General features: G+C 50.1%; 28 protein-coding genes. 13 read left to right on the top strand and 15 right to left on the bottom strand.

All coding sequences use genetic code 11. The annotated features are described in order from the left end of the window. Positions 1–59: 59 nt before the first annotated feature. From B5D63_RS33475 to B5D63_RS33445, 8 genes are all read right to left on the bottom strand, one after another. Complete coding sequence (locus tag B5D63_RS33475; protein WP_078673261.1) at positions 60–1,094, bottom strand: FecR family protein; 1,035 nt, start codon at positions 1,092–1,094, stop codon at positions 60–62. Positions 1,095–1,164: 70 nt separating this feature from the next. After that, on the bottom strand, positions 1,165–1,716 hold the full coding sequence (locus B5D63_RS33470) for an RNA polymerase sigma-70 factor (protein WP_078673260.1): 552 nt from the start codon (positions 1,714–1,716) through the stop codon (positions 1,165–1,167). A 107-nt stretch (positions 1,717–1,823) separates the two neighbouring features. After that, on the bottom strand, positions 1,824–2,879 hold the full coding sequence (locus tag B5D63_RS33465; protein ID WP_078673259.1) for a linear amide C-N hydrolase: 1,056 nt from the start codon (positions 2,877–2,879) through the stop codon (positions 1,824–1,826). Between the two features lie 61 nt (positions 2,880–2,940). Beyond that, a complete protein-coding gene (locus B5D63_RS33460; protein WP_200817154.1) occupies positions 2,941–4,029 on the bottom strand; it encodes a DNA alkylation repair protein in 1,089 nt (362 codons plus the stop codon). Position 4,030: 1 nt separating this feature from the next. Beyond that, the gene (locus tag B5D63_RS33455) at positions 4,031–4,933 is read right to left on the bottom strand and encodes a hypothetical protein (RefSeq protein ID WP_078673257.1); all 903 of its coding nucleotides are present in this window, start codon (positions 4,931–4,933) and stop codon (positions 4,031–4,033) included. A 37-nt stretch (positions 4,934–4,970) separates the two neighbouring features. After that, complete coding sequence (lpdA, locus tag B5D63_RS33450) at positions 4,971–6,377, bottom strand: dihydrolipoyl dehydrogenase (protein ID WP_078673256.1); 1,407 nt, start codon at positions 6,375–6,377, stop codon at positions 4,971–4,973. Positions 6,378–6,433: 56 nt separating this feature from the next. Then, positions 6,434–6,607: a hypothetical protein gene (locus tag B5D63_RS35215; protein WP_159456266.1), complete on the bottom strand. Its 174-nt coding sequence runs from the start codon at positions 6,605–6,607 to the stop codon at positions 6,434–6,436. A gap of 109 nt (positions 6,608–6,716) precedes the next feature. Beyond that, the gene (locus B5D63_RS33445) at positions 6,717–7,847 is read right to left on the bottom strand and encodes an RtcB family protein (RefSeq protein WP_078673255.1); all 1,131 of its coding nucleotides are present in this window, start codon (positions 7,845–7,847) and stop codon (positions 6,717–6,719) included. Between the two features lie 165 nt (positions 7,848–8,012). On the opposite strand from B5D63_RS33445, the gene B5D63_RS33440 reads away from it, so the two are divergent. Together B5D63_RS33440 and B5D63_RS33435 are read left to right on the top strand one after the other, a co-directional pair. Beyond that, on the top strand, positions 8,013–8,588 hold the full coding sequence (locus tag B5D63_RS33440; RefSeq protein WP_078673254.1) for a Crp/Fnr family transcriptional regulator: 576 nt from the start codon (positions 8,013–8,015) through the stop codon (positions 8,586–8,588). A 66-nt stretch (positions 8,589–8,654) separates the two neighbouring features. Continuing rightward, positions 8,655–8,999: a darcynin family protein gene (locus B5D63_RS33435; RefSeq protein ID WP_078673253.1), complete on the top strand. Its 345-nt coding sequence runs from the start codon at positions 8,655–8,657 to the stop codon at positions 8,997–8,999. Here the strand turns inward: B5D63_RS33435 and B5D63_RS33430 are convergent, their stop codons facing one another. Next, on the bottom strand, positions 9,000–9,782 hold the full coding sequence (locus B5D63_RS33430; RefSeq protein WP_078673252.1) for a peptidase associated/transthyretin-like domain-containing protein: 783 nt from the start codon (positions 9,780–9,782) through the stop codon (positions 9,000–9,002). A 104-nt stretch (positions 9,783–9,886) separates the two neighbouring features. Then, positions 9,887–10,480 carry a hypothetical protein gene (locus tag B5D63_RS33425; protein WP_078673251.1) on the bottom strand — a complete coding sequence of 198 codons (594 nt, stop codon included), beginning with the start codon at positions 10,478–10,480 and terminating at the stop codon, positions 9,887–9,889. 125 nt (positions 10,481–10,605) lie between these two features. Between B5D63_RS33425 and B5D63_RS33420 the strand changes: the two genes are divergently transcribed. The 4 genes from B5D63_RS33420 to B5D63_RS33405 all read left to right on the top strand — a co-directional run bounded on the left by B5D63_RS33420 (position 10,606) and on the right by B5D63_RS33405 (position 14,687). Further along, positions 10,606–12,609 (top strand): tetratricopeptide repeat-containing sensor histidine kinase, encoded by a 2,004-nt coding sequence (locus B5D63_RS33420; RefSeq protein WP_159456265.1) that lies wholly within the window; start codon positions 10,606–10,608, stop codon positions 12,607–12,609. A 67-nt stretch (positions 12,610–12,676) separates the two neighbouring features. Beyond that, on the top strand, positions 12,677–13,081 hold the full coding sequence (locus tag B5D63_RS33415; protein WP_159456264.1) for an ester cyclase: 405 nt from the start codon (positions 12,677–12,679) through the stop codon (positions 13,079–13,081). A 5-nt stretch (positions 13,082–13,086) separates the two neighbouring features. Beyond that, a complete protein-coding gene (locus B5D63_RS33410) occupies positions 13,087–13,425 on the top strand; it encodes a YciI family protein (protein ID WP_078673248.1) in 339 nt (112 codons plus the stop codon). A gap of 2 nt (positions 13,426–13,427) precedes the next feature. Beyond that, the gene (locus B5D63_RS33405) at positions 13,428–14,687 is read left to right on the top strand and encodes an RNA polymerase sigma factor (protein ID WP_078673247.1); all 1,260 of its coding nucleotides are present in this window, start codon (positions 13,428–13,430) and stop codon (positions 14,685–14,687) included. A 129-nt stretch (positions 14,688–14,816) separates the two neighbouring features. Here B5D63_RS33405 and B5D63_RS33400 read toward each other — a convergent pair whose 3' ends face one another. Both B5D63_RS33400 and B5D63_RS33395 read right to left on the bottom strand, forming a co-directional pair. Continuing rightward, a complete protein-coding gene (locus B5D63_RS33400) occupies positions 14,817–15,896 on the bottom strand; it encodes a DUF1266 domain-containing protein (RefSeq protein WP_078673246.1) in 1,080 nt (359 codons plus the stop codon). Positions 15,897–16,029: 133 nt separating this feature from the next. After that, the gene (locus B5D63_RS33395; protein ID WP_078673245.1) at positions 16,030–17,313 is read right to left on the bottom strand and encodes a TCR/Tet family MFS transporter; all 1,284 of its coding nucleotides are present in this window, start codon (positions 17,311–17,313) and stop codon (positions 16,030–16,032) included. 312 nt (positions 17,314–17,625) lie between these two features. On the opposite strand from B5D63_RS33395, the gene B5D63_RS33390 reads away from it, so the two are divergent. Together B5D63_RS33390 and B5D63_RS33385 are read left to right on the top strand one after the other, a co-directional pair. Continuing rightward, positions 17,626–18,372: an SDR family NAD(P)-dependent oxidoreductase gene (locus B5D63_RS33390; protein WP_078673244.1), complete on the top strand. Its 747-nt coding sequence runs from the start codon at positions 17,626–17,628 to the stop codon at positions 18,370–18,372. Between the two features lie 23 nt (positions 18,373–18,395). Then, positions 18,396–18,827, top strand: coding sequence for a MarR family winged helix-turn-helix transcriptional regulator (locus B5D63_RS33385; RefSeq protein ID WP_078673243.1), 432 nt, complete (start codon positions 18,396–18,398; stop codon positions 18,825–18,827). Between the two features lie 55 nt (positions 18,828–18,882). On the opposite strand, the gene B5D63_RS33380 is transcribed toward B5D63_RS33385, so the two are convergent. Both B5D63_RS33380 and B5D63_RS33375 read right to left on the bottom strand, forming a co-directional pair. Further along, on the bottom strand, positions 18,883–19,101 hold the full coding sequence (locus B5D63_RS33380) for a DUF4287 domain-containing protein (protein ID WP_078673242.1): 219 nt from the start codon (positions 19,099–19,101) through the stop codon (positions 18,883–18,885). Between the two features lie 3 nt (positions 19,102–19,104). Next, positions 19,105–19,536: a VOC family protein gene (locus B5D63_RS33375; RefSeq protein WP_078673306.1), complete on the bottom strand. Its 432-nt coding sequence runs from the start codon at positions 19,534–19,536 to the stop codon at positions 19,105–19,107. Between the two features lie 114 nt (positions 19,537–19,650). Here B5D63_RS33375 and B5D63_RS33370 point away from each other — a divergent pair, with 114 nt between their 5' ends. The 3 genes from B5D63_RS33370 (at position 19,651) to B5D63_RS33360 (ending at position 21,518) form a co-directional block, all read left to right on the top strand. Then, entirely contained in the window at positions 19,651–20,631 is a 981-nt protein-coding gene (locus tag B5D63_RS33370; protein WP_078673241.1) for a GlxA family transcriptional regulator, read from the top strand. Positions 20,632–20,756: 125 nt separating this feature from the next. Beyond that, on the top strand, positions 20,757–21,116 hold the full coding sequence (locus tag B5D63_RS33365) for a hypothetical protein (protein ID WP_078673240.1): 360 nt from the start codon (positions 20,757–20,759) through the stop codon (positions 21,114–21,116). Between the two features lie 3 nt (positions 21,117–21,119). Continuing rightward, positions 21,120–21,518, top strand: a complete 399-nt coding sequence (locus B5D63_RS33360; protein ID WP_078673239.1) for a hypothetical protein — start codon at positions 21,120–21,122, stop codon at positions 21,516–21,518. A gap of 40 nt (positions 21,519–21,558) precedes the next feature. On the opposite strand, the gene B5D63_RS33355 is transcribed toward B5D63_RS33360, so the two are convergent. After that, the gene (locus tag B5D63_RS33355) at positions 21,559–22,113 is read right to left on the bottom strand and encodes a hypothetical protein (RefSeq protein WP_078673238.1); all 555 of its coding nucleotides are present in this window, start codon (positions 22,111–22,113) and stop codon (positions 21,559–21,561) included. 92 nt (positions 22,114–22,205) lie between these two features. Between B5D63_RS33355 and B5D63_RS34860 the strand changes: the two genes are divergently transcribed. Both B5D63_RS34860 and B5D63_RS33350 read left to right on the top strand, forming a co-directional pair. Further along, positions 22,206–22,760, top strand: coding sequence for a helix-turn-helix domain-containing protein (locus B5D63_RS34860; protein ID WP_143313048.1), 555 nt, complete (start codon positions 22,206–22,208; stop codon positions 22,758–22,760). Beyond that, complete coding sequence (locus tag B5D63_RS33350) at positions 22,676–23,578, top strand: IS3 family transposase (RefSeq protein ID WP_143313049.1); 903 nt, start codon at positions 22,676–22,678, stop codon at positions 23,576–23,578. The genes B5D63_RS34860 and B5D63_RS33350 overlap by 85 nt, the downstream gene beginning before the upstream one ends. Positions 23,579–23,613: the final 35 nt, after the last annotated feature.

Below are 23,613 nucleotides of genomic sequence, written 5' to 3'. Positions count from 1 at the left end.
CCCGCTATCCAGCCTTACGTGAATAACCTGTTATCTGTAGGTGACTTTAAAAAGACGGACTATTTACGGATGTGATAACCGGTGTTATCTTTTGTCAATGTTAGTTGGTTTAATGTCGCTATCGTGTGAATAATATCATCGGCTTCCTGTTGCCCTGCCAGCGTTCCACTGAAGAAACAGCCTTTCAGGTCTCCCGGGTCTGCGGAGATTTGTATCCCGTATTCCCGGTGTAATACGTTAAACACCTCTTCCACCGCACATTTGACAAACTCTATCTGTCCGTCATGCATCAGCACTGTTGCATCGGGCGCCACTGCGGGATTGACGGCGGCCGGCTTTACCGGCTGCTTCCAGGCATATACAGACAGTTTGTTATTGTCTTCATTCCAGGCCAGCTCCTGCCCTGGCGCCAGATAGGTACCCTTACTATCTTTCGTTTTCACCACTACTTTTCCGCTCAGCAACCGCACTTTCACATGATGGGTATGTTCCGGCGCGCTCACCATAAACACGGTACCCAATGCGGTGGTGCTCACCGCTCCGCTATGCACGGTAAAGGGTAAGGCTGCGCGTGCCGCCACGTCGAAAGTGGCTTCACCGCTCAGCTGCAGTTCACGATGCTGCCGTCCATAACCGGCATCATAGCGCACTTCCGCCGACGACCGCAGTGTGGCATTTGTGCCATCCGGCAGCCGTACCACACTGTCTGTGGCATGATATACCCGCAGGACCGTGATGACAGGCGCCGTGACAGCGGGCGCCTGTGCCATGACCGGCATGGTTTTATGGACCGGCTGCTCGGCGGCGGGCATGGTCCACCATACCCATCCGGCGATGGCCGCAGCGGCAGCAGTGCCGATAGCGGGCCACAACAGTCTGCGGCGACGGGTATGCACGGTCTGGCGACGGATAGCTGTCAGCATTCGCTCCGATTGTTCTTCGGGCAGCGTCATGTCTGCGCCCCATCCCTGTTGGTCCAGGAACTGTTCCAGTTCCTCAGGGTGGCGATGCAGATAATCAGCGATCTCCCGCTGTTCGGCCGGTGCACAACGGCCTTCCAGGTATCGTGCGATCTGTTCGGTTGAAATAGGCATTTGATAAGGTTATACGTACGAAGTGGCAAAACACCCTTGCTCCGTATAAAATTTTTTTTCAGATTTTTTTTCAGAGCTGGCAAAACCACAGTAAAACGAGGTGCAGCAGGCCTCCCAGGCGATGACGGAGGAATTTCAGGGCTTTGGACATGTGCCCTTCCACTGTCTTAGGGGATATCGACAGTTCTTTGGCTATTTCCGGATAGGTCAATCCCTGTACTTTGCCCAGCAGAAATACCTCCCGGCGTACGGGCGGCAGCGTGTCTATAACGGTGGAAACCTGCCGGAGCAGTGCAATGTCTCTGACACCAGGCGCAATGGCGGCATCTTCCGCCAGATGCTCCGTCATATTAATATAACGGATACGCCTGCTCGTGCGGCGGTGATAATCGATAAATACGGTCTTGGCTATCTGAAATAACTGCGTGGTGAGCGCCAAGGCGGGATTCAGGGTGCCGCGGCTGGTCCACAGCTTCACAAATACCTCCTGTACCAGTTCCTCACAAACATCCGCTTCACGGGTATAGCGCCACATAAACGCGTACACACGCGTATGGTATCCGCGGTATACGGATTCAAAAGCGGCTGCATTCCCCAACTGTAACTGTAAAATATCAGGCATCCCCACACGGTTGATCAGCGGGCAATTTAGTAAAAATGACTGGTTTAATTGCGTATATACGTCCCTGATAACATTTTATTAAAAAACAGGGCAAAAAAAAGGGCCTGCTATTGCGGGCCCAGGAATTTAAACGGGTTAGTCCTTTTAAAGGAGCCGGAGACATCGCCGGCATATATCTCTCCTTTGGTCAGCGATAATTTCTTCACGCCTCCCCTCGGTGAAAAGTTCACATCTTTCAGGTCCACCCAGAAAGTATTGGGTGTAAGGGCAGACTCAAAATAGTACACCAGGTTCTTCTGATCAGACACCGTTCTCCAGCGGGTGGAAGAAATGTTCGGCTGATCGGGCGTGCTGATTCCATATGGCACGGAACAATTGCGGATCACGCTGAACACGCTGGCTGCAGCCAGCCGGGAGTCCTTCGTTTTCGGAATAGCGTTGGTGTAAAAAGAAGCCCGTACAAAACGGTCTGCCGCCCTGTTGGTGCCCGGCAACATGGTAGTACCGCCAATCTCTTTCCAGTACTCATTCAGCGCTAATTGCTTATCAAATACCGGTGAGTTGGTCATCACCTGGTAAGCAGTATCATGATGGACCACCAGTTTACCTCCAATGTATTCGAAGATGGCGTTGTCGCCACTGGGATCTGAAACAGATAAATGCAGTGTGGCCAGTCTGAGCTGTCCCGGCACATTGTCGGACACGATGGTGAAACGCTCCTGCTGCAGCTCGTCCACCGCTTCTTTAACGGTAGCAAAATTATCGAGCACATACTGTACCCAGGCGGCGATGGTCAGGCCCGGCTTCTGATGGTCCCATTGCGGATATTGGGATTCTGCCAGCCAGAGGAGGTTGGCCACAAGTCCTTTTTCATTCATGCCATCGGTGCTGCAAATGTTGTACGCTGCAGCTATTACGCTACCGTATTTGGACTTCCATTTAACGGTCTGAGCACCGGTTTCTCCGTTGCGGGCCATGCCACGGGGGAAAATCCAGAGGTCCGTTTGTGTATCTTCCTTCCAGTCCATAGAGCGGGCGGTGAGGTACAAGCCGTCGAGGCCTTTGTAAACGACACGGGTACACGCACGTCCGGGGTTAATGATAGCAATTGCTGTCAGCGAGACAATAATCGTGAGGGCGAGGGTTTTGAAAGTTAACTTCATAGTGGTTTAAATGTTGGGGTACATTTCTCTAAGAAACAACTTTTTCGCCAGATTGTTGACTTCAGGACATTATCTTTAACTGAAAGGCCTGCTCGCCATATATCTTCCCGTTTACCTGAATACTGATCAAATGTTTACCTGCATAGTGCTTCCGGGTGGTCATGTCTTTAAACACCTGTTTTTTGGAGAATGACAGCAACTCCCCTGGCTGCAATGTCAACTCTTTTAGCTTGAACACTTTCTGCGATAACTCACCGGATGACTTCGGATAGTGGACCACGTAGTCTATTACCAGTTTTTGGGGAGACGTCTTTTCGCTTTTCAGCTGAAAAGTGAAGGTCAGCGCATCTCCCAGGCGGATAACGGCTGCGCTCAGTTTGAACTGTGCCAGCTTTATTTTCACCTGCTTTTCAAAATTGAATACGCTGAGGGAGTCCTTATCCCCTTTTTTGATGAGCGTGCGGCTGGCATGTTTGATGATCCAGCCGGTATGCGGATGCTGCGTGTCCCACCCTTTTACCAGCTGCAGCATATAGGCGCTGTTATCTTTTGAAATATCGTTCAGGTGATTGGCCACGGATTTCCGCACATACAGTGTTTCATCTGTTTTGAGCGACTCAAGGATATCCCGCGTCAGAGAAGGATCTTTAATGACGGCATCGAGCTTAAAGGACCAGGGCAGCCGGGGGCGGCTCCCTTCGGAGGCCAGTCTTCTTACATGATGATCATCGTGACGGGCCCATTTTTTCATGACGGTCAGCGTGCGGGCGAAATCCGCTTTCAGGAACTCCCGGATGGCAAATTCCGCAGAACCGAGTGTGGTAAAGTATTGCAACACCTCCATAGAAAGATCGAAATGATCTTTACCATACAGGGCCACAAAATCGGGTAATACCAGGGCGGTATAACCGGTCTTCAGTGATGGGGCTGCTTTCTGCAAAACTGCCACTGCCTTTTTATAATCTCCAGGAAGATGTTTACCCAGCATCATCGCCGTATGGCGCAGGCGCCCGTTCAGTTCGCGGGTTTCCAGCTGGTCGGTGACATCTTTATAAAAACCGTTCCGGTCAAATTTTTTATCTGCGGCCGCAAAAACATCGGCAAAATGCCGGTAGAAATCGCGGTTAAACATCTCTTTGAGTGGTTCCATACTATTCGATATTACAAACTATGTTCACAGGCCAGCTTTGATGCATCCGGCTGGTCCCTTCTTCCAGGCCGTTGACGGCATCGTAAAAACGTTTCCGAAGCGATTCAAAACCGCTTAACGTGCTGCGGATAGCGGTGTCATTCAACCCTTCCACCACCGGCAACGTGCCAATTTTCTGTAACTGGCGCCGACAGATAGCCGCGTCGCGGTGTAGCAGACCGTATTTACTCAGTCCGAAGAAACATTTAGGGTTACCACCAAGGTACTTCCATATCCTTTCAATGTTGGGCTGCATTTTTTTTGTGGTGGCGGTATCGTAAAAAGATTCGATGGTGCGGCCCAGGAGATGGCAGGAATGCAGATCTTCTACGGCGGGCAGGGCTTCGCCGTAATAAGTAGTTGGTACCAGCATGTATTCGCAGACGCCACGCTGCTGGAAGATCTCGGCACAAAGCGCGGCCATATAATAACCGTTGTCCAGCTGAAAAGCCAGCAGGTCGTAAGGCTGGAAATAAAAACGGGTGACTTTCCGGTATTTTTTCCTTGCCCTGATTTTTGGGTTAGGCTGACTGATTTTTTTCCAGTAGCGGTCCAGTTCTTTTTGCCTTGCTTTTCCGTCGGGGCCATTGGGGTCCCATGCTTTGATAAAAGCGCCTTTATCGATAACAGACCTGATGAATGCCAGTTTGTTTTCATCCATCAGGCCCGTTTCCCAAAGGGCAAGCCCACAGGCGGTCACATACAGCTCGTAGTCCAGCGCGTCCTGGCTATATTCTTCATTCTCCAGCGGAAAAGTTGCTTCCACAACAGACAGCTCTTCTCCGCCGTCGTACATGTCCATAAAGCCTCCGTAAACATCGTGGGCGGTGTCACTGTCAATAATCTTAACGCCATCAATTGCCATTGCAGAACAGGATTTTTGCAACGGCAAGTTAAGCAAATTAGATATTGATTGCGCCCTGGCCAGTGGCGATAAGGTAAGCGTCCTTTAATGCTTCTGCGTACGTGGGGTGTGCATAGCAGGAACGGATCATTTCCTCTGCTGTCATCTCCTGTTCAATGGCCAGCACGGATTGCGCGATCACATCCGCCGCACGGGGGCCGATGATATGTACGCCCAGTATTTCTCCGTATTTCGGCGACACCAGCACTTTCACAAAACCGTCTGTATCCATGGAAGCGCGTGCCCGGGCGCTGGCCATGTAAGGGAATTTGCCGGCTTTGTATTCCACGTTCTGTGCTTTCAGTTGTTCTTCCGTAGCGCCAACAGCCGCCACTTCCGGCCACGTATATACGACGCCGGGCACCAGCGCATAGTTGAGATGCGGATGCAGGCCGTGGATCGTTTCAGCGGCAAAAACGCCCTCCTCCTCTGCTTTGTGGGCCAGCATAGGACCTTCGATCACATCCCCGATGGCGTAGATGTTAGGGACATTGGTCTGCAATTTTTCGTTGACGGTGATCTTCCCGTTTTTCGCCGTCTGAATACCCACTGCCTGTAAATTGAGCCCGTCAGTGTAAGCCCTGCGGCCTACAGCCACAAGGCAATAGTCCGCCGTGATCTCCTGCGACGCGCCCTGCTGGTCCAGGAATTTCACCGTAGCAGTATTGCCGTTATTCACCGCCGATTGTACCTTGCTGCCCAGCAACAGGTTTATCTTCAGCTGGCGGAGCGATTTCTGCAAAGCTTTACCCAGCTCGCGGTCCATCGTAGGTATCAGGTTGTCGGTATATTCTATGATGGTAACGCTGGTGCCTATACGCGCATAAACAGACGCCAGTTCCACGCCGATCACCCCACCGCCGATGATCACCATGGAGGCGGGTTTCTCCGGCAGAGACAGGCTTTCCGTAGATGTGATGATTCGTTTCTTATCAATGGCCACGCCTGGGATGGTAGAGGGTTTGGAGCCGGTAGCGACGATAAAGTAGCGGCTGGTCAATACTGTTTCCGTGTTATCTGCCGCCTTTACTTTCAGGTGCGTGGCATCGGTAAAGCTGCCCAGGCCGTGATATACCTGTATTTTGTTTTTCTTCATCAGATACACCAGTCCCGCCGTATTTTGTGACACCACTTCTCCCTTGCGGCGGATAAACTGGCCGAAGTCGAGGCTGACGCCGCCGGTATTAATGCCATGCGCTTTAAACTGTACTTCTGCCTGGTGGTAGTGCTCGGAGCTGTCCAGCAGTGATTTGGCGGGAATACAGCCTACATTGGTACAGGTACCGCCGAGCGTACTGTATTTCTCTACGATAGCTACCCGGTAACCCAGCTGGGAAGCGCGGATAGCGGCTACATAACCGCCCGGGCCGGAGCCGATCACCACAACGTCATATTGATTTTCCATATACTTTATATTAATCTGGACAACAAAAGTACAATTTATATACCATTCGGTATATTTTATTTTAAAGGATTTGATGACATTATGAAATCCGCATCATCGCGGCGCAAAATGCCGCAGCGGCCTGCAAGGGTAAACTCGAAAAGCAACACCTCCATCAAATGGATCTTAACGTATACCGGTTGCTGTTGCTGCGCTTCCACCAGTTGCCGGAATGCTTCTGCTTTCGTCACTGGTATAAGGTTAGGTTAACAAAAAAGGGGTGCATCAAAATAATCTCCTTTGTATGACAGCAACGAAAAATCGCGCTGTCAGGTACATTACTTTGATACACCCTTACTATTAAATCTCGGTGTATTTAACCGTCACCACCGGCGTGGTCTGTGTTACCTTTTGCAGGTAAGGCTGATACCGGAAAACATCCGACGCGTCCTTATAAGCAAAATCAAACTCCTGGATGTACCCGGAAGGAAAATTGCCTGACCGGTCGAGCAGTTCACGGAACTGCTCTTTATAAGCCCTGCGTTGTTTTTCCTTTAATACGGTTTTCCAGTATTTCATCGCTTCAAAGCGCGATAACCTTCTGCCTGCGCCGTGGGAGCAGGAATACAATGCCTCGGCGGCGCCGGGCAGGTAACCGGCTTTGGCCAGCAGGCTGCCCCTGGACATAGACAGCGGAATCACCACGGTCCTGCCCTGTTGCAGCTCTGTGCTGCCTTTGCGGTGCACAATCTCCTTATCGGAAAAGCGCAGGTGATTGTGAATGGAATCTTCCAGTTGATACGGTGTTCCATACAACACCCCTTCGCTGCCCAGGTCTTTGTAGTTGCGCTGCAGGTAGCCCTTGTCAATGGCACCCTTATTACATTTCAGATAATTGGCGTTCTGTAAAAAGATCATCGTCTTAACACAGAAATTCTTGCGCCTTTCATAACCGAATTGCAGGATGTCCTGGTAATACCGGAGAAAATCCGGCTGTACAAAATCGCGATGCACATAGTCTACCTCCCGGCCGTACGCCTGCGAGAAGTCGCGGGTCAGCTGTATACAATGCTGATACAGGGCAATGCCCCTGTCCCGCGTTCCGGTGTGGCATATAATATAGACGGCGTCGTTATCTTCCTCAATGGAGAGAAAATGGTTACCACCGCCCAGACCGTCGTCGGTCATGTGGGTGTGGGCCTGCGCAAACGCCCTGTAGTGGGCGTCTTTATCGAATGGCCGCAGCCAGTGCTGTTTATCGATTTTAAGATACATCACGCCGCACCCGATGTCTTTACCGGTGATCAACGGGTAAAAATAATCGCTGGTTGTAAAAGCCACGCCTACCGGCAGGGCTTTCTCGGCGCAATAGTGAATATCAGTAAACGCGCTGATGCTGTCTACAAACGGTTTTTGGGAGTACTGCTGCAACTGCTCCATAGCGTTGCGTTCAACACTATGTGCATCACAATAGAATGCAATAGATCGCATGTTCTTTAATTTGGGTAAAAAAGAGTAGTTCGTGGGGCGTTGGTAGGAACATCTGCCCCTTGCAGTGATGTCAGCAGCCTGTTATCGGCACCGCAAATATAGAATAATTATTTAAAACAATAAAAAATTAACGCATTCGTCTCCAATAACAAGATATATACCCTCATGCAATCGCTCCACGCCTTCTTCGCGCAACATCACCCGCTGCAGGCTACTACCCTGCAGCAGGTAGCGGCGCTGTTCTCACCTGCTACGCTGCCTAAAAACCACTTTTTTGTCCGGGACGGTGACATCGCCAGAAACATGGCTTTCCTGGAAAGCGGGATCGTACGCGGCTTCTACCGAAAAGACAATGGTGAAGAATTCAATAAAGTACTCTTTTCCGCCCCGTCTTTCATCGGCGACTATGCTTCGCTCATCAGTGGCCGGCCTGCACAGGTATCCCAGCAGGCGCTGACAGATGCCCACATCTGGGTGGCAGACTACCGGCAGGTTACCCTTCTTTACGAAACATGCCCCGACCTGGAACGTTTTGCCCGCAAATGGGCAGAATCTATTTTTGTGCAGAAAGAACAGCGGGAAATAGAACTCACCTCTCTCGATGCTGCAAGCCGGTACCACAATTTCAGGAAGGCATTCCCGGACGTGGAACAACAGATATCACAATATCATATCGCCTCCTGGCTCGGCATCTCCCCTTCCCATCTGAGCCGTATCCGCCGGAAAATAGCCGGCGCCTGATTTCTTTACCTATGTCAAGGGATTTGAGCATCACCGGGAATAGTTTTGTATTTCAATATCAGTACTATGAACTATACAATTATTCTTTTGGTAAAAGCCACTCCGCAATGGCTGACGCTCCCCCGGCCGGAGCGCGACCTGTTTGTGCAAACGGAAGTCCGGGCCGTGCTGGACAAATTTGCCGATCAATGCAGCATCCGGCTGTTTGACTGCGATTTTACCCATGCGCATGTTTCCGATTTTATGATCATCGAGACGACTAACCTGGAACAATACAGTTATCTGATAGGATATCTCCGGGAGTCGAAGACACTGGCAGTTCCCTATTTTGAGATAAAGGACATCATTGTGGGCGTACCCAATAATTTCAGGGGACCTATGAATATCGATGATATCAGGCAGGCTGGCTGATCAGTGCCCCGGGATAATCTGCAAACCGGCAGGATCTTTCACCGTCGGGTGTTCCAGGGCCCATACCCTGGCAAAATGACGCCCGTTGTCGCGGATATAGAGGTAGTATTCGTAGTCATTGCGGAAATAACTGAACATCGCATAGGTGGGACGATACTGTTTCATAAATGCCTCCAGCGCTGGTGATTCAAGACCGGTGATCTTTTTCACCAGCGCTTTATTAAAACGATGATCTACATATTTTTCCTGCTCATCCCGCTCGAGCAATTCCCGGAAAGCTTCCATGCGTTTTATTTTTTTCGCATTAAAGATCATATCCAGGTTGATGCCCACGCCACCCGGACCACTGGTGCCACCGAGCAACGAGGGCGCATAATCGAAAACTTTCCGGTATTCGTCACGGAATGCCGCAGAGTCGGCAGAATAGTCTTTTAACCGGTTCGTGGAAACCACCACTGTAGGTAGTGTAGTGACATCCACATGCAGTTTCATATCAAACGGACGGTTAGGATGGATCTCATTAACAGGGAACTTCATGGTGGCCTTGCCCTGGTAAGAAAAACTCAGGGAGTCTGCCAGCGTAAGCCGGATCACGTAACGGCCCATCGAGTCCGTCACGGTACCCGCACCGGAAGTGCTCATGACACTTACCCCCGGCATCCCGAAACGACCGGAACGGTCGTATATCGTTCCACTCACACGTACCTGCGCCCTTGCCGCCAACTGCAACAAGAGCATTAACAGGAATAATATCAGCCATCTAAACGGGTTATAAGTGCTCATTTCCGACTCAATCTAACACAGGATCAATATATAAGCAAACCATCCGGCAAATATTAACAAAACGTTGTATCTGTCGGCAGGCTTACCAGGCTTGCATCCGGGTCTTATTTTTTCGTTTTTCTATCGATCTTGTCTTTCAGGGAAGCTATCTGTGCAATACACTCTTCCAACCGCTGGTAGTGCACGCTGCCATCAACGGCCAGGTCTTTTTTGGTAACCTCCACGCCGTCGAGAAACGCCTCCAGAAAAGACAGGTAACGGGGCTGCTGTCCGTACAGCGCTTCATACATGTCCTCGTTCAGCTTATCCCCTTCCTTGCGGAGATCGTTGCTGACCAGGTCGCTCACATTCCGCATATCATTCATCACAGTACTCATTTTGGTCTTCAGGTCCTCCAGGCGGTCGGGATCTTTTTTGCCGGGTGCGATATTATGACGGAACAGGCTGTCAGACAGTGTTTTCCTGGTTTTCATATATACCTGCAGGTCCTGCTTCAGGTCACCCAGGTGCCGGCTCAGGTCTTCGCCTTTTTCCGGTTTGTAATATTTTTCAACGTCGTTGTTTAGGTGTTTGGCCCAGGTCAACAGACCGGTGGTCATATCCGATACCGGCGGGGTAGCCGTTTGTGCCCCGGCGTGGCCGGCCATCGCCAGTTGTAGTACCAGGGCCAGTGCTGCGCAAATTTTGCTAATCGTCATATTCTTTTCGGGTTGTTCATTTGCCGTACAAGATAGTAAATCTGCCGGTTTATGGCCAGCCTGCCCGACCAACTCGCCAGACAAATCGCTTTTTGCCTATTTTTATACCCTGAATGAACCATTCCATGCGAACCACCCTTTTTCTTCTTTGCTGTATTTTTTTCACCACCGTGCTGAAAGCGCAAAGCCCAACCGATAAACGGTACCTCGACAGTCTCGAATCCGTTTTTGCCAGGGCGCGCACCGACAGTGAAAAAATACGCGCTGCAGTACAGATATCCAGTTATTGGGTGTATACCGATACCGTTAAAGCCATGGCTGTCATAGACAAGGTTGCGCCGCTGGCCAAAGGCAAGCCTTATTACGAAGGCCTGCTCCTTTCCGTACGCGCCAATGCCAGCGTGTTTGTCGATGATTTCGAAAAAGGTCAGCAACGGCTGATGGCGGCGGAACGCATCTTCGAAAGGTTGGACACGCCGGAAGCATACGGGCAGCGGGCCCGTCTCTGGTACAACTATGCCTTTATTGAACAACGCCGGGGACACGACAGGGAATTTCTCCGCATTATACTGGAACGATGTATCCCCTATGGAGAGAAATCACAGGAAAACGGGCTGTTGTCTCAGTATTATTCCGCCGTAGGAGTGGCATTCATGAATGAACGCGAGTACGACAAAGCCATTCACTATCAGCAGAAAGCCATCGACAGATATAAAGAGGAAGGACAAAAAGACGATTTCATCATCTGGAACTATCTCCGGATGGCCACCTGTTATATCTACAAAAAAGAACTGCCGAAGGCCAAACAAAACCTGGACATCGTTTCAGCGATGCCCGAATCCAAAGAAGAGCGGTCTTATACCTCGCTCTACTATACCACCTATGCACAGTACTACGGTGGCATGAAACAGTTCGCCGCCGCCCTGCAGGCTATTGACGCCGGCATGAAAGCAGCGCAGCACCTCAACCAGGGCCATCGCTACAGCGCCCTGCTCTATCAGAAATACTCCCTACTGAAAGACCTGAAACGGTACCGCGAAGCAAAAGCCATACTGGTAACGCTTTCCACTGATAAAACTTTTATCGGGCATGAGAAAAACCAGCTGACGCTGAAAAAAGAAATGGCCGAAACAATGGCCAGCCTCGGCGACTATAAAGGCGCTTACGAGATGATGATGGCGCATAAAGAACAGAACGACAGCGTCAACAACCAGGTGGTACGCAGGCAAGTGGAGGAGCTGGAAATTCAATACCGCAACGCAGAACACGAAAAGAAAATAGCCGTACTGGAATTGGAAAAAAAGGAAGCCGCGGCCAGAGCCCGCAACCAGTCGCTGTTCAGCTGGCTGCTGAGTACCGTGGCGCTCATCCTGCTGATACTGGCCGCTTTCTCCTGGTTATTTTACCGCAACCAGAAAAAACTGTCTGTCCAGGAAGAAGTCAACCACCGCCAACAGGTAAAGGAAATGCAGCAGCAGCAACAGCTGGTAGCCACCGAAGCCATGCTGGAAGGCGCCGAACGCGAACGCCGCCGGGTGGCCCGCGAACTGCACGATGGACTGGGCGGCCTGCTGTCGGGCATCAGGATAAAACTGAGCGGCGTGTCACGGTCCCACGAAGAGCTGGATAAAATTATCCACCAGGTAGACAACGCAGTCTCTGAAGTGCGCCGCATTGCCCACAACATGATGCCGGAAACCCTCGCCCGCTTCGGCGTGGAGACAGCCCTGCAGGAACTGTGCGACTCGCTGCAGACACCACAGACCACCATCCATTTCGAAGCTTTCGATATCCGGAAAGACATGCCCGTTTCCGCTCAACTGGCCATTTACCGTATTGTTCAGGAAGCCCTCTCCAACGCGCTGCGGTACGCCGAGGCTAAAAACATTGTCGTGCAATGCAGCCAGAACGGCCACACTTTTTTTATCACGGTGGAAGATGACGGCAAAGGCTTTGATCCACGACGCCCGCAACGCATCGGTATCGGCCTCTCCAGCATGGAAAACCGCGCCCGTTACCTCAACGGTAAACTGGAGCTTGACAGTCAGCCCGGAGCCGGCACCACCATTCATGTGGAACTGGACCTGGAAACAAAAAGCAGGGAAATCAATACTTTACAGGAAGTCTGAAAAATATTTTAGTCCCGATGTCCAAATCCGGATCACGGGATACGTCATAGTAACAAATTCAAATACTATGACAAACAAAAACATCGTCAAAAAGTACTTTGACAGCATCAACGAAAATGACTTCGATGCCATCCGTCAATACCTCGCCGAAGACCACCGGTTTTACAACCCGGCCACAGAACAACCGCTCGATACGGCCGGACACCTGGGCATAATGGAGCGCCGCGCTGCCGCCTTCGACGGACAATATGTTCTGGAACAGGTACTGGCAGAAGGCGACTATGTGACGGTCAACGGCCGCTGGGAAGGCATCCACAAAGGAGCATTCAATGGCATTCCCGCCACTGGCAACACCGTTGTTTTCCGCTGGATCGATCTGCTGGAAATAAAAGACGGAAAAATCTCCGCAGAACATATTGAATTTAATCCTGCCACTCTCGTGGCACAATTAAAAACACCCGCAAAAATATAAGGACGATGCAGGAATTTTTAGTGATCATCCGGGGCGGAAAAGACCCCGGCCTTGGCTCCCCGCAGGAAATGCAGGAACATCTGCAACACTGGCAGCAATGGCTCGGCGAATTGATGGCCTCCGGCAACTATGTCGCTGGCCAGAACCTGGAACCGCAAGGGCTGACAGTCCTCAGCAACGCCACCGTTACCGACAGGCCGCTGGCTGAAGGCAAAGAGCTGGTGGCAGGCTACCTCGTATTGCGGGCCGACAACGCCGCCGCGGCGGCAGAACTGGCCAAAGGCTGTCCGGGACTGCCTTTCGGCTGCACCCTTGAAATACGTGGCATCAGACAGTTACATTAAAAATGACCGCATCCCAAAACATCGACCAGGCAGTGAACCATCTTTTCCGACAGGCGTCCGGAAAGATGGTGGCTGTACTGGTAAAAATATTCGGTACAGAAAACTATGCCCTCGCGGAAGATGTGGTGCAGGACGCACTGCTCAGTGGCCTCGAAACCTGGAAGTTCAACGGCATCCCCAACAACCCGGAAGCCTGGCTTTTCCGCGTGGCCAGGAACAAAGCGATCGATATTATACGCCGGCGAAAACATCAGTCGGACGTTGACTTCTCCAACCCGGACCAGCTGCCGCCATCCGCTGAGGATACACTGGAGCAGCACTGGCAGGACGAAAATATAAAAGATGATTTCCTGGGGATGATGTTTGCCTGCTGCCATCCCGATATTTCCCCAGAAAACCAGGTCACCTTTATCCTGAAGTCACTGTGCGGTTTCAGCACCCGGGAAGTGGCACGTGCTTTCCTGACCTCAGAAGACACCATCTCCAAAAGGCTATACCGGACCAAAGCGTTTTTTCGGGCCAGCCGGATAAGGCCTCATATTCCGCCGCCGGCGCAGCTCTCCGGCAGGCTGGACGCGGTGCTCAACAGCCTCTACCTGTTGTTCAATGAAGGCTATAGCGCCACACAGCATGAACAGCTCATACGGGAAGATATTATTGCACAGGCTATATACCTGTGCCAGTGCCTGCTCGATCACGCGCATACGCGGCAGCCACGCGCTGCCGCACTCATGGCCCTGTTCAGCTTCCACGCCGCCCGCATTCACAGCAGGCTTCATATTGACGGCACCATTATCCCCCTCTCGCAGCAGGACCGGCAGCAATGGGACAAGAACCTGATCGCTACCGGCAACGAATGGCTCAACAAGGCCGCCGTTGGCACCGCCCTGTCCCCTTTCCATCTCGAAGCCGCCATCGCCTATGAGCATTGTATCGCGCCCAACTATGCAGCCACCAACTGGAAAATGATCCTGTCTTACTATGATGCATTACTGCAGCTCACGAAAGACCCGGTGATATTGCTCAATCGCAGTGTGGCCATGCTGGAATATGCCGGCGCAAAGGCCGCGTTGCAATCGCTGGAAGCGTTGGAAGGCCACCGCCAGCTAAACCGTTACTACCTCTATCATGCTGTACTGGGTGAAATATACAAACGGATGGGCGAGAAAGAGAAAGCCGTGGCTTGTTTTGAACAGGCACGCCTGTTAACGGCTGCACAACAGGAACAGGAATTCCTGGCAGCTAAAATCGCGGATACCTGAGTATCCATGCCTCTTTCCAGTGGGCAATTCATTACCTTACAACATGACTGCAACAGAAGTATTTAATACCCTGTTTGTTGCGCAACATGGCCTGAGTAAGGACGATCACAGAACCAATGACCTTAGTCGTCAGTTAAGCTCCCCTGGTTGCTGCTGTAAACTTTTGGCGATGGCCAGTTCAGTAGCGAAGCCGGTCGCCATGGCTTCCGGAAGCTGTACGCCTTTGGATGCGGGCCAGGATAAATGTTTCATAGGCCAGTCGCATTGCGTTAGGAAATTTTCATAAGCTACAGTCCGTTCGTTTGTCACTTCATAGGAATTACTCCAAAAGGCATTACCAAGGCGGTAATTGTCGCTGAAATCTGCGAAATCGTCAAATAGTTCGTATACATAATCCGCTGCCTGCAGGATATTTTTCCAGGCTTCTTCCGCTGTGATATGCCCGGCCATATAAGCGTCCCGGGAGATGACGATCAGCCGCCAGCATTCATAACCCCAAATCAGCTTAGGCGGACGCCCATCAGGCCGGTGTTCCAGGCATGAAAGCACATAGGGCTCCGGCAGGCTGGTCAGTGCAGCCAACCGGGTGCTGACAGCGCTGTCATTATTCCGCAGGGACAATGTCATGGCAAATGCTTCCGCATGGTATCCCTTCGTCAGCAGCTGCTGCGCCACCTTCCGGTAGTTGTCCGTAGTGAGAATGCCCCAGCTCTGGTCGAGGTCTTTTTTATAAAGGTTGGCCTCCGCCGGTTTGAAGGTGTGGTACTTTCCCGGGCCCTGAAAAGCCACCAGCGGATAGTATTCCAGTGTTTCGCTCCAGTAACCGCCTTTATAGATATCCACCAGCTCCAGCCGCAGGGCCTGCCGTTTATCTTCGCTCAGCCAGGTGGTGCCGCTGGCCTGGTAATAACGTTGCTGCTCCCGTAGCGGCAGGGCAGACATATAACGCGCTACAAAGAGAAAAAGGCCCACCAGCGTCACAAAACTGCCGATCAGTATCCACTGGGCGGCAGTGAGTTGCATTGGGTCTTTGATCAGCTTTTGTATCAGCATTATCAGAAAAAAGAAATCAAGGAGGGCGAAAGTGACCAGCAGCGTGGCAATAGCATATAGTACGGGCTGTTGTCTGCGATATTTTTCATAGTAGCGCCAGTGGGGCCGGACAGGGAAATTCAAGTCACGCGGGTGATTCTGTAACAACGGTTTCATTATATATATAAATTTCGAACTACGAAAATACAACAACTTTCAGGCTTTAAACCGCTCTCCTGCTTTTCTTAAAATAAAAAGCCGCTTCCGTGTGAGGAAAGCGGCCCTTCATGCGAATAATATTATATCGGCATTAATGCATCGGTGTTTCTCCCATGGAAGCAGCACCTTTGATAACGCCGGCCAGTTCAGGGTTCTCTCTTTTTTCGCGGGTCAGCACCTTATAAGTGATGATCACGCTGAGCATCATACATACCGCCCCGATCAGGAAATGCATACCGGGGAAATAGAATGGCGCCTGGGCAGAGGTAAAGTAAGCAAAGGTGCCGTTCATGATCAGCGGACCAATCACCGTGGTCAGGCTCATGAGGCTGGTCAGCGCGCCTTGCAGTTCTCCCTGCTGGTTCGGGGGCACATGGCCGGATATCACTGATTGGAGAGAAGGTCCGCAGATACCACCCAAACAGTAAGGTATCAGGAAAGCGAACATCATCCATCCTTGTGTGGCGAAAGCGAACAGCAGCAGGCCGAGCGCATATAAAGACAGGCCGAGATAGATACTTTTTTCGTTCCCGATTTTCGGGTTAATGACCCTGGTGAGCCCTGCCTGTACAGCACCTACCAGCACGCCTACTACAGCGAGGGAGATACCTACCATTTTCTCGCTCCAGTTGAAACGGTAGATGGTAAAGAAGTTCCAGTTGCCCTGTACCGCCTGGCTACCGAGGTATATCAGGAAGAAGCTGAACGCCAGTCCGCCGATTTCGGGGTGACGGGTCAGAAACTTCAGGGAGCCGAACGGGTTGGCCCGTTTCCATTCAAACGGCCGGCGGTTTTCTTTGGTCAGCGATTCCGGCAGCAGGAAATAACCATAGAGGCAGTTGAGCAGGCAGAGCGCAGCGGCGGCGTAAAATGGCGCACGGATGCCCCAGGTGGCCAGCAGCGCGCCCAGCGCAGGGCCCAATACGAAACCGAGACCAAAGGCGGCGCCGATAAGCCCGAAGTTTTTGGCTTTGGAAGTTTCGTCAGTGCTCACGTCTGCAATGTAAGCAGTGGCAGTGGTAAAGCTGGCGCCGGTAATGCCCGCTATCACGCGGCCAATGAACAACCATCCATAGTGAGGCGCCAGGGCCAGAATGATGTAGTCTATACCGAATCCTAAGAGGGACAGCAGCAACACAGGGCGGCGGCCGTAGCGGTCGCTCAGGTTACCGATGACCGGAGCAAATAAGAATTGTGTGATGGCAAAAACAGATAATAACAGGGCGCCGTAGGTACTGGCTTCATTGACCGGAATGTGCTTCAGCTGGGCAATCAGATCAGCCATCACCGGGATGATCAGCCCCCAACCCATCACATCAATCAGCAAAGTGATAAAAATAAAGCTAATCGCAGCTTTTTTGGAAGTGGTATGCATAGTAGTGAATTGCGATAATAGAATGTTTTTCAAAAAACGGGGAACAAAATACGTTGTGTTATGCTTTTCTCATGGCTTCACGTGTTTTATAGGGTCACAAAGGTACATCCGATCCGGCTATTACAAAGCATTTTCCGGTTGAAATACATTCGGCTATCGGTGAAAACCATTATTTGACCGGTAAAACCGCCAGGTATTTGTCAACTCATGTCGGCTCCCCTGTCGAGCCAACTGTTAAAAAACATAACCTTAACATTTTAATGACTAATCATTAATGACTAATCATTAAATTTGATTAAAAACCGACAGACTATGAAACGTTTTGAGAACAAAGTGATGTTGATTACCGGTGGTATCTCCGGCATAGGTAAAGCTACCGCCATACTGGCAGCACGTGAAGGCGCCAGCATAATGATTGCAGACCTGCGGCTCAACCAGCAGGCACTCGACGACATACTACAGGAAGGCGCTGAAGCGGCCTTCATTGCCTGCGACGTCTCCAAACCGGAAGACATGGAAAATGCCGTGGCCGCCACCGTAGCGCAGTTTGGCCGGCTCGACGTGGCCATCAACAACGCCGGCATCGTAGATGCCTCCCCCATACACGAGAAAAGCATCGAAGAATGGCAGAAAGTCACCGGTGTAAACCTCAACGGCGTTTTCTACGGCATGAAGTATGAAATAGCCCGGATGCGCCGGCAGGATACCGGTGGCGCTATTGTCAACGTAGGTTCCATCATGAGCCAGGTCGGCGAAATCGGTATCGCTGCCTACACAGCCTCCAAACACGGACTGGTAGGCATGACCAAAGTGGCCGCATTGGAAAACGGTACCAGCAACATCCGCATCAACACGATCGGTCCCGGCTATATCGAAACGCCGCTGCTGATGGACAACGCATCCGCTGACAGCCGTGCCTACATGGAATCCAAACATGCCATGAAAAGACTCGGCAAACCGGAAGAAATAGCCAAAGCCATTCTCTTCCTCGCCTCCGACGATGCCAGCTTCTGCACAGGCGCTTATCTGCCCGTGGATGGAGGTTACCTCTGCCAGTAAACAACTTTTTGTAGTTTTAGGCTATGAAAAACACGGAAATACCTGTCCGGAGAAAACTAGGCCTTAATCTTCTCCGGACTTTCAACTGGTCATACGACCAGTCACAACTCTTTTTTGCCAACTACGAACTTACATCCCAGCAATATAACGTCCTCAAAATACTTCACATGGCCAGCCAGCCACTCTCTACTTCCGAAATACTGGAACAGATGGAAGAGAAAAACGCGGGCGTGTCCAGGCTGGTTGACCGGCTCGTCCTCAAAGGTTTTGTCAGCAAGACCGTCAATCCCGCTGACAAACGGCTGGTAGCAGTCAGCATCACCGCCAGCGGATTGGAAAAGGTAAAAAAGGTAGATCGCAACCTGGACAAACTGGACCAGGTATACGCCGCGCTGAATGACCACGAGGTGACGCAGCTCAACCGGCTGCTGGAGAAAATAAGGGCAGGGCAATAACTTTTTCCGATACCGGTGCGGCCGTTGCACGGGAAGGGACTTCCTGAGCCCGCCCCTACTCCCTTTTACCGGTGAAATACGCGTAAATAGACATGGCATGCCCATGCCCCAGTTCGTATTCTTCTTTCAGCCACGCTACAATCTGCCCGGCTTTCACACCCGGCTTAAGAGCGCCGTTTTCCAGCAACCCTTTTTTGGTGGCCAGCTTTTGAAAATCCTCCGGCGTTTTACCGGTTTTCTTTTGGATATTATCCAGATAGGCTTGAAAAGACATCGTTTAACTATTTTGCGGGTAATTGTAATTCAGCATCCATTTTATACCAAACCGGTCTTCACACATAGCGAAATAAGCGCCCCAGAAAGTCTTGTTGACGGGCATCTCCACTTTACCACCGGCCGACAGGATATCGAACAGCTGCTCCAGTTCCTTTTCTGAATCGGTATTGATCACCAGGTGTATATTATTGCCCACTGCCAGCCGCTGTTCCATAGACTCGAGAAAGTCAGTGGCCATCAGTACGGCGCCGCTTTGGGTCGTCAGGCTCATATGCATAATCTTGTTGCGCTCGTGCGCCGGCATTTTCTCGCTGCCGGGCATATCACTGAAACGGGACAAAGCGGTGATTTCTCCTCCGAAAATCGTCTTGTAAAAATTCAGGGCCTCTTCTGTGTTACCCATAAAATTAAAGTAGGTGGTGATTGCCTGCATGATCATTTCTTTTAGAACGATACAAAGGTAAATACCAACCCCCATCTTTCTAACGGGTGAATACGACAACCTTAGGTAGGTAATTGCGTCATCGGTTCGGCTTATCTTTGGGACATGGTCCACATCTACATCCTCACTGTACGCAATGCACTGGTAGCTTCTATTGCCGATTGCCGGCATTTATTCGATAGTGTCAACGACTTCCTGGCTGAAAAAGGAAAGCCGGCGCTCTTTGACGTGAAGCTGGCCGGCATAACAGCAGAAGTACAGTATGAGAACGGGACTTTTTCTATTCGTCCGGACGTACTGCTGGAAAAGATTACAGATGCAGACCTGATCATCGTGCCGGCACTCACGGGAGATTTAACCACTGCCGTGATGCTCAACCGGGAATACACCCTTTGGGCAGCCTCCCAATACAAAGAAGGCGCGGAAGTGGCCAGTCTGGGCTCCGGTGTGTTCCTGCTGGCATTTTCGGGATTACTGAAAGGAAGACAGTGTACCACGCACTGGTCCTGCGCCAATGAATTGAAATTCTATTATCCCGCTATTGAAGTGGTGGATGAACGAATGATCACCGATCAGCAGGGCCTCTATTCCAGCGGCGGCGGCAACGCCTACTGGAACCTGTTGCTGCACCTGGTGGAAAAGTATGCAGGGCGCGAGGTGGCCATTTACGCCGCTAAATATTTCGCGGTGGACCTGGATAAAAATATGCAATCCCCTTTCATCGTCTTTCACGGACTGAAAGATCACGACGACGATATTATCCGGGATGCCCAGGCCTACATAGAAAAACACTACCGGGAAAAATTCACCGTCGATGAGCTGGCGCTCCGCTTTAATATGAGCCGCCGCACGTTTGAAAGACGGTTCAAAAAAGCCACCCGTCATACGGTAGCAGAATATGTACAACACGTCAGGATTGAAGGCGCCAAAACCCAGCTCGAAATCGGCAGAAGGTCCGTTCAGGAGGTAATGATCTACACCGGTTATACCGACATGCAAACTTTCAGGGAGGTGTTTCGCCGGATTACCGGCGTGACGCCGGTGGATTACAAAAATAAATACGCCCGCCGGTTGACCGACAGCTAGTCCGCTGCCCCGCCCCCTTTTTACCGGTAATCATCTACCTCTTTCACACAAAAAAACTTTCAATATTTTTTGAAAATACCGAAACTTTAAATAGTTTTGACATTAGAAAAGCAAACTTACAAGCCATGAACATCCTTGCCTATCTGATTTACTTCGTTATCACTTATCTGATCACAGTACATGTAGGACTTCGTTTTTACCGGAACGGCAGGGTTTTCATTCACGGCCTGATACCACAGGACACAGCGCTGTGTGAAGCCATCAATAATATCCTGCTCACCGGCTATTACCTGGTGAACATTGGCTACGCCACTGTGATGATCTCCTTCTGGCAAACGATTCATACAGTTACCGGACTGGTGACGCAAATAACGGAGAGCACGGGGTTAATTGTCCTCACGTTGGGGTTGCTGCACTGTTTCAATATGAGTGCGATCTACTACATCAGCAGAAAAAAACAATTACTTCATCCCATAAAACCATAACATATGCATCCCGCATTTAACTTTTCCGCCTACATGATTTATCTGCCCGTAGTCATTGTCGTTACGTGGCTCGTAGCCTGGATACTGTTCAAAAACAGTAAAATATTTATGATTGACATTTTTCACGGGAAACAGGAACTGGCACTGGCGACCAACAAACTTTTTGAAACGGGGTTTTATTTGCTGAACATCGGGTTTGCTTTCCGGATCATGGAAATCGGGCAGCATCTCGAGACACCGCGTGAACTGATGGAAGTACTGAGCACCAAGCTGGGTGGTTTCTTCATCTATCTCGGTATGATGTTATTCCTGAACCTCTACCTGTTTTTCCGGGGAAGAAGAATTTCCAAAGCCCGTCAACATCATACAGACCCTGCTGCCGGCCTTCATCCATTATCCTGATACCTTAAAAGGCAGGTGTTTGCAACAACACCTGCCTTTTTTATTTTCTGTTAAAGAGAAACTGCACGGTGGTATCAGGAAACTGCAGCTCGATCCGGCTACTGTCCCGCCACATCTGCAGCACTTTCACAGATTGAATGTCTTCCAGTTTAGCGGTTCCAAGATCTCTTTCCAGCAGATTCATATTCGCTGCTCCCTCCAGTCTTTCCAATGGGCCCAAGCCCTTCATGACTTCAAAAATACGATTGCCGATAGGGCTTTTACCCCCCATCTGAACACGGTAATTATCGGGCAGTACTTTACGGAACCGGGTATCCTGCGCGAAACCCACACTCACAATGGTAAGAAAGGGTATCATCATGGGAAGCGTAGACAACAGGGTTAGCGCGACTAACACCCACGTATATATTTTAACGAATCTCTCCTTGTAATAAGTGACGATAATGTATACCGTGCCAATGAGCCAGAGGTAAAATAATATCCGGTCGGGCCAGTAGCCGCGGATACTGAATCCAGCGCCTACATCAAGCACTACATTCAGGAACAGCAAACAGGTGATGACAGCATATGCCTGTTTATCTCTTGCAATACTCATAGAGGGAGTCTCATTTCGGCCAAGGTACAAAAAAAGCTGTTCCGGAAATGAAGTGCCCCCTAAAAGTTAGACACTTTTAGGGGACATTTTTTATGAATAAAAGAATCAAATACAGTTATCAACAAAAAATAGGTGCAGTACAGTCAGTGATCTCTGGTAAGGACTCTCTGGCTTCTGCGGCACGTAAAATTGGAGGAAACGACAAGAGTATTCAGCGCTGGGTAAATCTTTACAATCAGTTTGGGAAGAAGGGGTTGTTGCTTCGCTCTGGCAGCTATGAGGGCGAGTTTAAAGTTCGGGTTATAAAATATATGCTAAAAAAGCACCTATCTTTATTGCAGACATCAGCACTCTTTGGTATTGCTAACGATAGTGTAGTAGGTCGTTGGTTAAAGATATATGAAAGCCAGGGAGTAGGAGGTTTACTGATGGAAAACAGAGGTAGAAAAAAGTCAGCAATGCCTAATAAGAAAAAAAAGACCACTAGAATAGTGTCTAACCCCGAAGCGGAAAAGCTTGCTGCCTTGCAGGCAGAGAACGAGTATTTGCGCACAGAGCTTGCATTTTTAAAAAAGTTAGACGCCTTAATTCAGCAGGAAAAAGCTGCCAAAGCACAAGGCAGGCAGCAAAAGCCATCCAGGAATTAAGGCGGTCCTACGATCAGGAAATATTGCTGAAAGTAGCGGGGATGGCACGGAGTACTTTTTACTATTACTTGAAAAAATCGGTACAACCTGATAAGGATAATCACGTTAAAACTTCAATAATAGCTATTTATCGTCAGCATAAGGGTAGATATGGTTATCGCCGAATAACGGATGCTCTAAAGAGCAGTGGGATGCATATCAACCATAAACGTGTTGCCAGACTAATGAAAGAGTGCGGTCTAAAAAGCCTTGTTAGAAGGAAGAAGTACAAATCTTATAAAGGGCAGCAAGGAAAAATTGCCCGGAATCTGCTGAATAGAGATTTTAACGCCCGGAAGCCTAATCAAAAGTGGGTGACCGATGTAACGGAGTTCAATGTGTCAGGTAAAAAGTTGTATTTATCGCCAATTATGGACCTTTACAATGGAGAGATAATCAGCTACACCTTATCGAAACGGGCAACGTTCCATCAGACTATGGATATGCTTGAAATGGCGCTAAAAAAGTTGCCTGAAAAATCCAGACCGATCCTCCATTCTGATCAAGGATGGCAATATCAAATGAAAGGGTATCAACAAAGGCTGCGAAAAAGAAGAATAAGGCAAAGCATGTCAAGAAGAGGCAATTGCCTGGATAATGCAGCTATGGAAAGCTTCTTCGCCATTCTGAAATCTGAAATGTTCCATCTGAAAAAATTTACATCAATCGAAACGCTTAAAAAGAATATTGTCAATTATATTCACTATTACAATAATGACAGAATCAAACAAAAACTTAACGGCTTGAGCCCAGTACAATACCGAACTCAAGCCGCTTAATCAAAAAAGCTGTCTAAACTTTTGGGTTCACTTCA

Source organism: Chitinophaga eiseniae (assembly GCF_900167135.1).
In the GTDB taxonomy this organism is placed as follows: Bacteria; Bacteroidota; Bacteroidia; order Chitinophagales; family Chitinophagaceae; genus Chitinophaga; species Chitinophaga eiseniae.
Note: the sequence above shows the minus strand (reverse complement) of the source record. Positions and strands in the feature narration are given on the sequence as shown.